Below are 14,093 nucleotides of genomic sequence, written 5' to 3' on the forward strand. Positions count from 1 at the left end.
GATCTCAATAGTCGGTTTTACATCTCAGCAGGCGGAGAACTTCTCTGCCTGCTTCTTTTATAAAGGTTCCTTTTCCGGTCACGGCGTTGACCAGACCCATATTTTTCAGAAAAAGCAGGTCCCTTTTCAGCTGGCTGTCACTGGGGACCGGTTCGCCGGCGGCAGCGGTCCGGCTCAGATGTTCCGCGATGACGCGCCGGGGCCAACGGTAGGGCGGCCGGTCGAGAGTGGAGAGAATGCGCAGAAAGTAACGCAGGTCCCCGTAGTCTTCCAGACGGGCAAGCAGCTCTGCCTGCGCCTTTGGGAGAAGATCACGCCCTTCGGCGTCGGAGCCCGGAAGGACGGAGGACAAAGCAGGCGGCTTTTCCTCCGGATCGATCCCAACGGGATCCGCGTCCCCGGGAGCCTCACCATGGCCCTCCCCACGCTGCGGGCGTCCGGAGAAAGCCGGAGGCTGGGGCGGGCTGAGAATGGACTGGAGCCTCTTCTGCCAGTCCGGGTCCCAGGAGGCGAAGTTTGAGGCGTATTCTGCGGCATTGCGCAGTTCTCTCACATTTCCGTTCCAGGAATGGCGCTCCAGACAGACTTTTACCTCAGCATCCAGCGCGGCGGCCGGGACGCCGAATTCCGACTGCAGGAAGTGCAGAAACAGGGGCAGAATATCTTCCCTGCGTTCCCGCAGCGGCGGCACGTAGAGAGGGAGCACGTTCAGCCGGTAGTAGAGGTCCTGCCGGAATTGGCGGGCGGCGATGAGAGCGTCCATATCCTGATTGCTGGCGGCGATGATGCGCACGTCCACCGGGATGAATTTCGTTCCACCCACGGGGAGGATCTTGCGCTCCTGGATGACGCGGAGCAGTTTTTTCTGAAGATCCAGAGGCGCGTCGCCGATCTCATCCAGAAAGATGGTGCCCCGGTGCGCCAGCTGGAACAGACCGGGTTTCCCTCCGCGCCTGGCGCCGGTGAAGGCGCCCTCTTCGTAGCCAAAGAGTTCGGACTCGCTGAGAGTGGCGGAGATCGAAGCGAAATTTACAGCCACAAAGGGCTGAGAACCGCGGGGGGAGGCGTTGTGGATGGCCTGGGCCAGCATCTCTTTTCCGCAGCCCGAAGGGCCGTGGATGAATACGGTGGAATCTCCCAGAGCAAACTTCTCTGCTGTCTCCACCAGAGTTTTCATGTGTTCTGAGTGGTAGATGATGTGCCGGAAGGAATAGTGGGCGGTCAGCCCCTTGTCCGCCAGACTGCGGCGGTAGCTGTTCTCGATGTGCTCGATCTTTTCCACGTCGCGCAGCAGGAAGATGGTGCCTGTTTCCCTGTGAAGCCGGCTGCGGATGGGCTCGACGTAATAGCTGGAGCCGTTCAGATCCAGAAAGAAATGACCGGACAGCGGCCGGTTCTGCAGCAGCCGGTCCAGGGACGGCGACCGGCCGTCCCTGATGGCCAGAATACGCGAAGCGATGTCGTTGTGGAAGGTGATGGCGCCTTCCTCGCTGACCACCACTACCCCGTCCTGAAAGAGATTGATGATCTGCTGCAGATTGTCGGAGATCTGTTTGTTTCTGGCTCCCGTTACTGCCAGATCCCGAGTCACGCCGATGAGGGGATTCATGAACAGAGAGGAGATGGTCTCTCTCAGATCATCGTAGATCCCCAGTTCGCCGGCGATGCGGACAAAGGTGGAAATGCCCAGAGGGCGGCTGGGCAGGGAAAAGGTCTGGATGTAGTCTCCGGGAGGGATCAGGTGGGACTCGCCGAAAGTGACCGCCCAGCGGCAGTCTTTTCGGTAGGAATCGATACCGGGATAGTAGGGGTGGTAGCGCAGTCCGCTGACGCCGCAGGCGATCAGCTGCCCGATGGTCTCAGCGGTGACCCGGGGGGAAGTGTTGACGACCAGCACGTCGGATCCGGCGGGAATGTCGTACAGCCGGCTGACTTCGCAGGGATCCATCATCCGGTCGGCGATGAGGACCGGAGTGCCGGGACTGACGTAGCGCTGCATTTCGGTCTCAAGCACCTTGGAGACGATGACGATGAGAGAAGCCGACAGCGAATGGGGAGGCAGGCTGGCGTCGGCAATGACTGCGCGCAGAGCCGCATAGGGGTGAAAGACCTCGTTCAGCTGGCGGATCACGTAGTCTGCCGTACCTTGAGTCTCAGCCAGCAATATAATATCTTTCAAAAACTCATCTCCTTTCGGGCCTGTTTGGCCATCTTTGTCCGACATTATATCATTTAAATGGAATAAAGAAAAGGAAGAAGGTTAAAAATTCACAGTGGACAGCGAAAATCTCCTAAAATATTACTGGCACGCAATTTGCTAGATCAATAAGGAAAGAATGTGTTCGGCCGGCGAAAAGGAGAAGGACCTGGCCGGGGCCCGCCGGGTGAGGAAAAAGGATCCGCCGGCGCGGCGGCCCGCGGGCGGCGGTCCGGATCGCCGCAGGCTGTCACAGAGAGAGGAGATGAAAACTATGAAAGAAAAAACTGCGCGTCAGAAACGCAGACCCACCCTGATGGAGGCTCTGATCCCGATCATCGCAATGCTTGTTATCTTATTTTACGGAAAAGGGCTGAAGGGATGGGCGACAGAGCCCCTTCTGATCATCGTGGCGGCCATCGCAGGATTTATTGCTCTGCGGGTGGGCTGTACCTGGGGAGAAATGATGGATGAGATATCAAACAAGATCGCCAAGGGCATGCCGGCCATTCTCATCCTGGTGTCCGTAGGCGCTCTCATCGGGACCTGGAAAGCCTCCGGTACGATCCCGATGATGATCTACTACGGCATTCAGATCGTCAATCCGAAATTTCTGCTGGTGACGGCATTTCTGATCACGGCGCTGGTGTCTATCGTGACAGGTACGTCCTGGGGATCCGTGGGAACCATGGGCGTGGCGCTCATGGGCATCGCCTCCGGGCTCTCCGTATCGCTTCCTGCCACGGCAGGCGCAGTCATTGCCGGATCTTACTTCGGAGACAAGCTTTCGCCGCTTTCCGATACCACAAACCTGGCGCCTATCGCGGCGGGAAGTGAATTGTACTCACACATCAAACACATGCTGTGGACCACGCTTCCGGCTACCGTCGTTTCCCTGATCGTCTATGCGATCGCCGGAATGGGTACGGGAGTAGTCTCCGTGGCCAATCCGGAAACTGTCGATACGATGCTCTCCACGCTGGATACGATGTACAGCTGGAATATCCTGCTGCTGCTTCCTGCGGTGATGATCCTGGCCGGCTCTGTGCTGAAACTGCCTACGATCCCCGTCATGATGGGATCTTCCGCTCTGGCGGGAGTGATGGCGTTTTTCGTTCAGCATATTTCTCTGGAAAATATACTGAAATCCACTGTCAGCGGCTTTGACGTATCCATGGTGAATGTGGAAGGCTTCGATCCGGGAGCCGTCATCTGGGAGGTGACCCGGCTGATCAACGGCGGGGGAATGAACGGGATCATGTCCACCACGCTGCTTGTCTTCTGCGCCTTCTGCTTTGCAGGCATCATGAGCTGCGCGGGATGTCTCGACGTGGTGCTCAACGCGCTGCTCTCCGTGGTGAAGACCACCGGCGGGCTGATCGCCAGCACCGTACTCTCCTGCCTGACCATGGCGCTGACCACAGGAAATTCTTATCTTTCCATCCTGATCCCCGGAGAGATGTTCCGCGATGCTTACAGGAAACGGGGTCTGGCCGCGGTGAATCTGTCCAGAACGCTGGAGGACGCCGGTACGGTGTCCGTTCCCATCGTTCCCTGGTCCGCCGCAGGCGCGTACATGACGGCCACCCTCGGGGTCGAGACGCTGGACTATCTGCCCTGGGCCGTGCTGTGCTACGCGGGATTTATGTTTGCTCTGTTCTATGGATTTACAGGGATCGGCATTAAAAAGATGACGCCTGAGGAGATCGCGGCCGCTGAGGCGCAGGAAGCCGGGCGCAGGCCGGAATAGGCCGATGAATAAGCCGATGGATAAGGAGGCTGCACTATGCTGTTGATCAAATCGGCGGATCTCTATGCGCCGGAACATCTGGGCGTCAGGGATATCCTCATCTGCGGCGGAAAGATCGCCGCGGTGGGCACTGACCTGACCTTTGAGACAAACGCCGTCGAAACGGAAGTGGTGGACGCCGGAGGAGATCCGGTGGTCCCCGGCTATGTGGATCAGCACGTTCATGTCATCGGGGGCGGCGGCGAGGCCGGACCTTACAGCCGTACGCCGGAGGTCATGCTCTCCCACATCGTGACTGCTGGCGTGACCACTGTGGTGGGCGTGCTGGGCACGGATGGAACGACCAGGCGCCCCGAGGACCTTCTGGCAAAGGTGAGAGCGCTGGAAACAGAAGGGATCACGGCCTACATGCTGACCGGATCCTACGAGCTGCCGCCCGTGAGCCTCACGGGGGATCTGCGCCGGGACATGATACTGATCGACAAAGTGATCGGCATCGGCGAAGTGGCGGTGTCCGATCACAGGTCTTCCCAGCCGTCGCTGGACGAACTGAAGCGTCTGGTGACTCAGGCCAGAGTGGGGGGCATGCTGGCGGGCAAAGCCGGCGCCGTACAGTTTCACATGGGGGTGGGCACAGCGGGACTGTCCATGCTCTTTCGTATTCTGGAGGAGACGGAGATACCGGCCCGCCATCTGATCCCCACTCACGTAAACCGGACGGAGGCGCTGTTTGAAGAGAGTCTGGACTTTGCCAGGGCGGGAGGCTATATGGACATAACTTCCGGAATTCGGGCGGCAGAAGGCTTTGAGGGCTGCGTGGAACCCTCCCGGGCCATCCGCCTGTGTCTGGAAAGGGAGGTGCTCGCGGAGCGGATCACCATGAGCTCCGATGGGAACGGCTGCATGGCGGTGAGGGACGAAGAGGGGAGGACGGCCCTGCTGGTCACGAAGCTCCATTCTCTTCACGAGGAAGTGCGGGACGCCGTGCGGAAGGAAGGCGTTTCGCTGAGCGACGCGGTTTCCGTCTGTTCGGCAAACCCTGCCAGAGCCAACGGACTCTGGCCCGTCAAAGGTGCTGTGAGACCGGGAAGCGACGCGGATCTGCTGTTTCTGGACGATCGCTGCAACATCCGCAGCGTTATGGCCCGGGGCCGCTTTTTCGTCCGGGAGGGAAAGCTGTTGGCAAGGGGCACCTTTGAATAGTATGATGGAATAGAAAGGGCAGGAGATCCCCAGGAGATCGGGAGCGCTCTGCCCATCGGAAACAGAGAGGATGAGATCGACATATGAAACTGTTTAAAAACGCGGACGTCTACGCTCCGGAACATCTTGGGAAAAAAGACGTGCTGGTGGAAGGCAGCCGCATCGCGAGGATCGCGGACTGTATCGATCCCTGCGGGGACCCCTGCGACGTTGAGATCTTTGATCTGGAGGGAAAACGTCTGATGCCGGGCTACATTGATCTTTACGTGCACGTGACCGGCGGAGGAGGAGAACAGGGACCGGCGTCCCGCACGCCGGAAGCCAGTCTTGCGGAGCTTTTGGACTGCGGCGTCACCACGGTAGTAGGCCTTCTGGGCACGGACGGCATCAGCAGAAGTCTGGAAAACCTGCTGGCCAAGGTCCGGGCATTGAAAGAAGAGGGGATCACCTGTTATATGATGACCGGTTCCTACGGTTTCCCGCCGGAGACGCTGACAGGCAGCGTGGAGCGGGATATCGTGCTCATCGACGAGGTCATCGGTGTCAAGACAGCGCTGTCCGATCACAGAAGCTCCAATCCCCGGGGGGAGGACGTGATCCGTCTGGCCACGGCAGCCCGGCGGGCGGGACTGCTGTCCCCCTGCTGCGGCATTGTGACCATGCACATGGGCAGCGGAAAAGCGGGACTGGAACCGGTGTTTTACGCTTTGGAGAACTCTGACGTTCCGGCGAAGAATCTGCTCCCCACCCATGTGAATCTGCGGGGAAAAGCCCTGCTGGACGAGAGCATCCGCTTTGCGAAGATGGGCGGCGTCATCGATCTGACCACCGGAACGGGAATGATCTCCAGCCGGGAACTGGCGGAGCAGATCCGGTACTGCGTGGAGCAGGGGGCTCCGCTGGAACATCTCACCGTGTCCAGCGACGGCTACGGAAGCCAGCCGCGGTTCAACGAGGCGGGAGAATGCGTGGGACTGACCTACGCAGCGTCGGAGGGACTGCACGGACTCATGCGGGCTATGGCCGAAGAAAATGTGATGGACCTCGCCCAGGCGCTGACGCTGGTCACGAAAAATCCGGCTTCGGTGATCGATAAGAACGGCGTAAAAGGCTGCATCGCAGCGGGGGCCGATGCGGACCTGCTGATCTGCGACGAGAACTTCGATATCCACTGCGTAGTGGCCATGGGCCGCATTGCAGTGTGGGAGAAAGAACACATCTTAAAAGGACGCTTTGAAAAATAAGCGGGGATCTGGGCAATGGACCGGTCCTTGCCGAAAAAAAGCCGCGGGGCGGAATGATGATCATTCCGTCACGCGGCTTTTTTCGCGGGACTGTCCAGTCCCGTCTGTCTGGCTTTTCCGCAGAGCGGGAAGGCCAGGCAGGCCAGGATCGGAGTGGCGTACATATAAAACGCGTAGGGTATGTAGGAGCTGCCGCTCTCCACGTGGAGCATGGATACCGGAACAAAAGCGGCCACGCACCAGGGTACCAGACCGGCTATGATCAGCGCGCTGTTGGAAATGTCCAGCGCCATCTGCTGTACCTCGTCTTCCCTGTAGCAGTCTTTCATAATATCGTGGGTCAGCAGCGTGGAGATCGTCTGATTGCAGCCGAAAGCGCTGCTCAGAAGCCCCACCAGACAGGCGAAACCCGTGCGCCGGCGCGGCGTGGAACTTCTGCGGATCAGCTGTTCTTTCAGGGCGTCAAAGGCATGGATGTGTTCGAAGATCCCGGCCAGAGAACAGGAGATGAACAGCATGATATACGTGGTAAACATGGAGAAGATGCCTCCGCTCTCCAGCACCCCCGCCAGGGGGCCCTCTGTGTATTTTACGCCGGTGAGCATTCCTTTCATCACGAACAGCGGGTCTGCGTGCTGCGCGGTCAGACTGAGGAACAGAGCGCAGAGGATGCTGGCTCCCATAGACAGCTTCACCGGTACTTTCAGCACCGGGAGCAGGAACATGAGCGCGGCGGGGAGCAGCATGACAGGGGAGATCGTAAAGGAACTGTTCAGAAGCTCCGGCAGGGGATTTCCCGTGAATTCCAGCGGAAACCGCAGGGAAAAGGCTCCGTAAAACAGGGCGGAGAGCGCCAGAGGGATCATGGAGGTAAAGGCCATGTTCCTGACGTTTCTGACGTGGTCCGCGCCGCAGATGCCGGAAGCCAGTATGGCGGCGGAGGACATGAAGGAACCCCGGTCGCCCACGTAGATCCCGGACATGACGGCGCCTGTCACTAGAGGCAGAGGAAGTCCCGCTCCGCGGGCCAGCGTGATCAGCGCCACGCCCATGGTGCTTGCTGTTCCGAAGGAGCTTCCGATCAGGAAAGACACCAGTCCGCACATGAGGAACGTGAACAGCACAAAGAGAGAGGGCGCGATGTAGGACAGACAGTAGTACATGAGAGTGGGCATCGTTCCCGCGGTGATCCACACGCTCATAATACAGCCGATCAGCAGGAAGATCTGCAGGATCAGAAAGGACTGTCTGGCGCCCGTCCAGGACATGGCGATGATCTCCCGCAGGCTGTGTCCTCTGTGTTTTGCGATGAGAGCAAAGACGATCCAGCATGCGAGAAGAGGGTACCCGAGAAAGGTACCCTTGAGCACGGATATGAGGAGGAGAATAAAACACAGGATCAGGCCTGTCACAATGTCCAAGAGATTCATCTCCTTTTCAGTTATTTATTTTGAAACTCGTCGTTGACGGAGAGCGCCTCCACCAGCTCGATGTCTTTGTAGCGCTCCACAAAATAATTCAGAGTGAACTGATTGGCGAACAGGATCAGGGGCCGCTCGAAATGGTCGAAGACCAGCATGCAGCGGGAATCCAGACACTTTTTCACTGCATCCAGATCCGCGTTTTTCACCCAGCGGGCAATGCTGAAATCCAGATTGTGCATGCGGATATCCGCGTTGTACTCGTTTTTCAGCCGGTATTCAAAGACCTCGAATTGCAGCGCGCCCACCGCGCCGATGACGACTTCGTTGTATTCGTTGCGGTACACCTGGATGGCTCCCTCCTGGGCCAGCTGGCTGACGCCCTTCTGAAAGTGCTTGGCTTTCAGGGAATTCACCGGGCTCACCAGAGCGAAGAGCTCCGGGGGGAACGTTGGCAGCGGCTCGAAGAACAGCGGCTCCTTTCTGGTGGTCAGAGTATCGCCGATCTGATAGGTACCGGTATCGTAGATGCCGATAACGTCGCCGGCGTAGGCTTTATCCACGGTCTCCCGCTCGTTGGCCATGAGCTGGGTGGACTGGGACAGCTTGATCGGCTTTCCCGTTCGGGAAAGAGTGGCGGTCATGCCCCGCTCAAAGACCCCGGAACAGATGCGGAAAAAGGCCAGACGGTCTCTGTGAGCCGGATTCATATTGGCCTGGATCTTGAAGATAAATCCGCTGAAATCGGGATCCGTGGGATCCACGTTCCCGTCCAGCGCCTTTCGAGGTCCCGGCGCCGGGGACATATCCAGAAAGTGTTTCAGGAAAGGCGTGACGCCGAAGTCTGCCAGAGCGGAGCCGAAAAACACGGGAGACAGTTTTCCCGCCTGCACTTTCTGCAGATCGAATTCATTTCCCGCGCCGCAGACCAGTTCCATCTCAGAACGAAGGTTTTCCAGATTGTAGGAGGTGAGGATATCCTCAAGCTCCGGGCCGAACACGCCCTCGTCGGACAGCTCTATGATCTGATCGCCCTGTTTATATAAATGTACTTCATTTCTCAGGCGGTCGTAAACCCCCTGGAAGTTCAGGCCGGAGCCGATGGGCCAGGTCACGGCCACGGAGGGAAGGCCCAGCACGTCCTCCAGCTCCTGCATGGCGTCCAGCGGGTCTTTGGCGTCCCGGTCCAGCTTGTTAACAAAGGTAAAAATGGGAATGCCCCGCATGCTGCACACCTGGAACAGCTTTTTCGTCTGGGCCTCGATGCCCTTCGCTCCGTCGATGACCATGACGGCGCTGTCTACAGAGGTGAGGATGCGGTAGGTATCTTCGCCGAAATCGTTGTGGCCCGGCGTATCCATGATGGAGATCACTTTATCTCCGTACTGAAACTGCATGACCGAGGAAGTGACGGAGATGCCCCGCTGTTTCTCGATCTCCATCCAGTCGGAGGTGGCGAATTTGGCGTTTCTTCTGGCCTTTACTGTTCCGGCCTCCCGGATCGCTCCCCCGTGGAGCAGCAGCTTTTCCGTCAGCGTCGTCTTTCCCGCGTCAGGGTGAGAGATGATGCCGAAGATCCGGCGCTTCTGAATTTCATCTATCAGTGTCTGATTTGCCATAAATGTCTTCTTGTTCCTTTCTTGTAACAGTGAGCCGGCATGGCCGCCGCAGAGGGGCAGAACAGCCGGCCTTCGCCTGCCGCGCCGCTTTGCGCGGGCCTGGGCAGGTCGTTTGCGCTATGAATCATCATATCATATTTTATTCCACCAGGACATATATTTATAAAAAAGTTTCCTTAAGGTGACTATTTCAAGACAAATTGGCGCCGCTTCGGTGAGAGCGCCGGGAAACAGAGGACGGAAAGAGTAAACAGGAGGACAAACATGATAAGCACACAGGATATTAAGAATAAAGAAGTGATCAATATCTACGACGGAAAAAGTCTGGGATTCGTGGAAGATATCGAAGTGAATCTGGAACGCGGAACCATCGAGGGCATCATCGTGCCGGAGCCCCGGGGGTTCTTTTCCTTTTTCGGGAGAACGGGAGAACAGGTGATCCGGTGGCGCGACATCAAGCGCATCGGGGACGATGTGATCCTGGTGGACGTGGCCGGCGTGCTGGATCAGGATTACGAGGAGGAATATCAGAGAAACACGGGCGGTCTCGGCGGAGGATTCGGCGGCTTTGGAGGCGTGGGAAAGAGGGAGGAACGGGGCTACGAACCGGAATACCAGCCTGTAAAAAGCTTCCGCTCGGAACAGGGGGGATACCCAGAGACTGAATTCGCAGCGGAGCGGAGCTTTCAGCGGACCATGGACCTGCCTGATCGGGAAAATGATGACGATGATCCTGCGAAATAACTTGCATAAACCACAAGATATAGGTACAATCTAAGAAACAGACCCATGAAGATGCGCGGAAGGCCAGCGTATGGCCGGAGAGGGGCTGTGAAGTAGAAGAGGAGATTGTTTATGAGATGCCCATTTTGTGAAAATGACGACACCAGAGTTATCGACTCCAGACCGACAGAGGAAGGACATGCCATACGCAGACGGCGGGAATGCGACAATTGCGGAAAGCGTTTCACCACCTATGAAAAGGTGGAGGAAATGTTCTTTATGGTCGTGAAAAAGGACGGGAGCCGGGAGGCCTTTGACCGGAACAAGGTGCTCAACGGCATCATCAAGGCCTGCGAGAAGCGGCCTGTCTCCATCGCTTCCATCGAGCATATCGTCAGCGAGATCGAGCGCGGGCTGAACAATATGATGGAGAAGGAGATCGAGAGCAAGGTCATCGGCGAGGTCATCATGGAGCATCTGAAGGATCTGGACGAGGTGGCCTATGTTCGTTTTGCCTCCGTGTACCGCCAGTTCAAGGACGTGAACACCTTTGTGGCAGAGATCGAAAAGCTGCTGGGTAAAAACGCTGAAAAATAGAAATAGAGACCGTGAATGTGAACACTGCGGACTTCGCAGATGTTTTAAGCCGCCCTGCACTGATAGGATACCTCTGAAGCAGGCAGTTCAGACAGAAGAGTCTGCTGCTTCGGAGATATCACATCGCCCCGGGGCGGCTTATTCATTTATCCGGATCGGGCGGGGACGCCGCGGGTCAGAGGACGCGGACCGTCTCTTTCACACTTGAGATATGAGGAAGAAAATGATATAATTTTTAACCGGCTGATCATAGATTGGCAGGAAATTCAGAGAGATACAGAGAGATTCAGAAATATTCACAGAGATACAGATACAGAGAGATCAGCGAGTAGATAGAACGGCTGTCGGAAGAGGTGTGTGTATGAAACAAAAATTCGGCCGGAGAATCAGGAGATGTTCAGCGGTGCTGCTGGCAGTTCTGATAACGGCTCTGCCGGTGTCCGGGCTGGCGGGGGAAGAACAGAAAGTCCTGCGGGTGGCGTTTCCGCAGACCGACGGATTTTCCGAGACCGGGGAAGACGGACAGAGATACGGCCTGGTGGTGGATTATCTCAACGAGATCGCCAAGTATACCGGATGGACATATGAATATGTAGACACAGACAGCGCAGATCTGATCAGCGATTTTTTTGAAGGCAAATTCGATCTGATGGGAGGCACCTATTATTCAGAGGGCTTCGAAGCGTACTTCGCGTATCCGGATTACAACTGCGGGTACAGTAAACTGCTGCTGTTGTCCCGCAGAGATGACGACAGCATCAAGAGCTACGATCTGGACACGCTGAACGGCAAAACCATCGGCGTATACGAGAAAGCCACGGAAAATATCCGGCGGCTGAAAGCGTATCTGTCTGTCAACAATCTGGAATGTACGCTGAAATACTACAGCTATGAGCAGATCGCCGCAGCTAAAAATCTGAATCGCTTTCTGGACAGCGGCGAGGTGGACCTGACGATGGGGAACAGCTCAGATGCGGGAAAGGATTACGCCGTTGCGGTTTCAATGGATTCGCAGCCGCATTTCATCGTGACCACTCCAGGGAACCGGGAGGTCCAGGAGGGTCTGAATATGGCTTTGGAGAAAATTTACGACGCGGATCCGTATTTTGCAAAAAGTGTATACGCCAAGCATTTTCCTGAGATCGACAACAAGTTCATACAGCTCAACGAGCAGGAGAGGAAGTATATCAGCTCCAGAGGACCGGTGACAGTAGCGGTGCCGCGGGACTGGCATCCGATGTTCTGTATTGGAAGCGGCGCTCTTCACAGCGGACTGGTCCCGGACATGCTACAGGTGATATCCGAATATTCCGGTCTGGAATTTTCGTATGTGCCCTGCGATAACTACGGAGAGGCGGTGAGAAAAGTTCAGGCGGGGGAGGCCGACCTGCTGGGCTTTTTCCTGGACAGCGAGGAGGACGCTGTGAGGCGGAATCTGGCGCTCACGGCTTCCTATGTGCAGCTGGACACCACTATGGTGCGCAATAAATACTCCGGCTACCCGGCGGAAGGATTGAAAGGGGCCATGCTGGAAGGTCGCGACATGCCCGGCAATATCGTGGCCGACGAGGTAAAGTACTATTTCGACGCTGCAGAGGCGCTGGCCGATGTGAACCGCGGATCGGTAGACTTCATATACGGCGTGTCCTCCCATCTGGAATATTTGATCCAACAGAACAATTTCACCAATGTGGTCCAGGTGAATCAGGCCAACGGCAGAGTGGGCGTTGGTTTCGCGCTGTCCGCTCCCGCCGATCCCGAGCTTCTTACGATCATCAATAAAGCGATCAACAATATGACGGAGAAACAGAGGACGGCCGTCAGCGGCCGAAATGTTATCTCGATCGGAACGTCGAGGATGACGCTGTCTAATATCGTGTACGCCAATCCCATGCTGACGCTGGCGGTGGTAGCGGCATTTCTCATTCTGGTCATGATCGGAGTGGTATTCTTTGCGGGGATCCGGCTGCGCACGATGAAGATACAGCACGAACTGGAAAAGGCAGAGGCGGACAGCCATGCCAAAAGTGAATTCCTCTCCCGGATGAGCCATGAGATCCGCACGCCGATGAACGCCATCGTCGGTCTGACCGATCTGACGGAAATGATAGACGGCATGCCGGAAAAGGCCAGTGAAAACCTTGCCCGGATCAGGTCCTCCTCCCGCTATCTGCTCAGTTTGATCAGCGATATTCTGGATATGAGCCGCATCCAGAGCGATAAGATGAAGATCGCCAGCGAACCGTTTTCGATGGGAGCCATGCTCGGCGAGATCGAAAGTATGTTTCGGGCGGAGGCGGACAACAAAGAGATCCGCTTTGCCATGGAACAGAAAATTCAGGACGACGAGCTGGCGGGAGATGTGATCCGTCTCCGTCAGGTGATCACCAATCTGCTTTCCAACGCATTCAAGTTCACGCCAAGAAAGGGATCCGTACTCGTGTATGTTGAGCAGATCGCGTCCACGGACAACGGAGCCGTATTCTCGATCAGAGTCATCGACGACGGCGTGGGGATAGGGAAAGGCGATCAGCAGAGAATTTTTCAAAGTTTCGAACAGGCTGGAACCAATGCCTCCCGCAGCCAGGGGACCGGTCTGGGTCTGGCGATCAGCTGCAGCATCGTGTGCCTGATGGGCGGTAAGCTGGAGCTCAGAAGCGAACTGGGCAAGGGAAGTGAATTTTACTTTACGATCACGCTGCCGAAGAGCGAGCTGAGCGGTCAGGCGGACCGGCCCCGCACCCTGGCCGGAAGGATGCTGAGGGGGATGAACATCCTTCTGGCGGAAGACTACGAGCTGAACGCCGAGATCGTTACAGAGCTGTTGGAGATGCAGGGGGCGAAGGTGAGCCGGGCCGAGAACGGCAAGGAGGCGCTGGAGCTGTTTGAGCGCAGCTCCCCGGGTGAATTTGATATTATCCTCATGGATGTTTTGATGCCGGTGATGAACGGGTTGGAAGCTGCGCGGGAAATTCGTTCACTGCAGAGGCCGGACGCCAAGACAGTCCCCATCATCGCAGCCACAGCCAATGCATTTCGCGAAGATGAGGAGGCGGCTCTGGAAGCCGGCATGACGGGATTCATTCCCAAACCCATCGATGTGGTCCAGCTGTACGACGCGCTGTGCGCCGCCATAAAGAGCGGGAACGCGGAGGGCGGGACGCAGGATGCGGCGGAGGACGGGACGCAGAACGCGGCGAAGGATGCGACACAGGACGGGACGCAGGGCGTGGCGAAGGATGCGACACAGGACACGACGCAGGGCGTGGCGGAGGATGCGGCGAAGGACGCGACATAGGGATGACGGCGAGCGGTTCGGCCGGCGGGCAGGAGCAGCGG

General features: G+C 57.2%; 9 protein-coding genes. 6 read left to right on the forward strand and 3 right to left on the reverse strand.

All coding sequences use genetic code 11. The features are described 5' to 3' along the window. Nucleotides 1-4 precede the first annotated feature (4 nt). The gene (locus E0E37_RS12965; protein WP_165445354.1) at nucleotides 5-2,179 is read right to left on the reverse strand and encodes a sigma-54 interaction domain-containing protein; all 2,175 of its coding nucleotides are present in this window, start codon (nucleotides 2,177-2,179) and stop codon (nucleotides 5-7) included. A gap of 292 nt (nucleotides 2,180-2,471) precedes the next feature. On the opposite strand from E0E37_RS12965, the gene nhaC reads away from it, so the two are divergent. The 3 genes from nhaC to iadA (E0E37_RS12980) all read left to right on the forward strand — a co-directional run bounded on the left by nhaC (nucleotide 2,472) and on the right by iadA (E0E37_RS12980) (nucleotide 6,394). Beyond that, nucleotides 2,472-3,947 (forward strand): Na+/H+ antiporter NhaC, encoded by a 1,476-nt coding sequence (nhaC, locus tag E0E37_RS12970; protein ID WP_130863442.1) that lies wholly within the window; start codon nucleotides 2,472-2,474, stop codon nucleotides 3,945-3,947. A 36-nt stretch (nucleotides 3,948-3,983) separates the two neighbouring features. After that, entirely contained in the window at nucleotides 3,984-5,150 is a 1,167-nt protein-coding gene (iadA, locus tag E0E37_RS12975; RefSeq protein WP_130863443.1) for a beta-aspartyl-peptidase, read from the forward strand. A gap of 83 nt (nucleotides 5,151-5,233) precedes the next feature. Continuing rightward, a complete protein-coding gene (gene iadA, locus E0E37_RS12980) occupies nucleotides 5,234-6,394 on the forward strand; it encodes a beta-aspartyl-peptidase (RefSeq protein ID WP_130863444.1) in 1,161 nt (386 codons plus the stop codon). Nucleotides 6,395-6,462: 68 nt separating this feature from the next. Here the strand turns inward: iadA (E0E37_RS12980) and E0E37_RS12985 are convergent, their stop codons facing one another. Both E0E37_RS12985 and E0E37_RS12990 read right to left on the reverse strand, forming a co-directional pair. After that, entirely contained in the window at nucleotides 6,463-7,806 is a 1,344-nt protein-coding gene (locus E0E37_RS12985; protein WP_246019786.1) for a Na+/H+ antiporter NhaC family protein, read from the reverse strand. A 29-nt stretch (nucleotides 7,807-7,835) separates the two neighbouring features. After that, the gene (locus E0E37_RS12990; RefSeq protein ID WP_130863446.1) at nucleotides 7,836-9,434 is read right to left on the reverse strand and encodes a peptide chain release factor 3; all 1,599 of its coding nucleotides are present in this window, start codon (nucleotides 9,432-9,434) and stop codon (nucleotides 7,836-7,838) included. Between the two features lie 264 nt (nucleotides 9,435-9,698). Between E0E37_RS12990 and E0E37_RS12995 the strand changes: the two genes are divergently transcribed. The 3 genes from E0E37_RS12995 (at nucleotide 9,699) to E0E37_RS13005 (ending at nucleotide 14,052) form a co-directional block, all read left to right on the forward strand. Continuing rightward, on the forward strand, nucleotides 9,699-10,178 hold the full coding sequence (locus E0E37_RS12995; protein ID WP_130863447.1) for a YlmC/YmxH family sporulation protein: 480 nt from the start codon (nucleotides 9,699-9,701) through the stop codon (nucleotides 10,176-10,178). 111 nt (nucleotides 10,179-10,289) lie between these two features. Continuing rightward, nucleotides 10,290-10,754, forward strand: coding sequence for a transcriptional regulator NrdR (nrdR, locus tag E0E37_RS13000; protein ID WP_130863448.1), 465 nt, complete (start codon nucleotides 10,290-10,292; stop codon nucleotides 10,752-10,754). A 361-nt stretch (nucleotides 10,755-11,115) separates the two neighbouring features. Further along, on the forward strand, nucleotides 11,116-14,052 hold the full coding sequence (locus tag E0E37_RS13005; protein WP_130863449.1) for an ATP-binding protein: 2,937 nt from the start codon (nucleotides 11,116-11,118) through the stop codon (nucleotides 14,050-14,052). Nucleotides 14,053-14,093: the final 41 nt, after the last annotated feature.

This window comes from Bacilliculturomica massiliensis (assembly GCF_900605495.1).
Classification (GTDB): Bacteria; Bacillota; Clostridia; order Peptostreptococcales; family Anaerovoracaceae; genus Bacilliculturomica; species Bacilliculturomica massiliensis.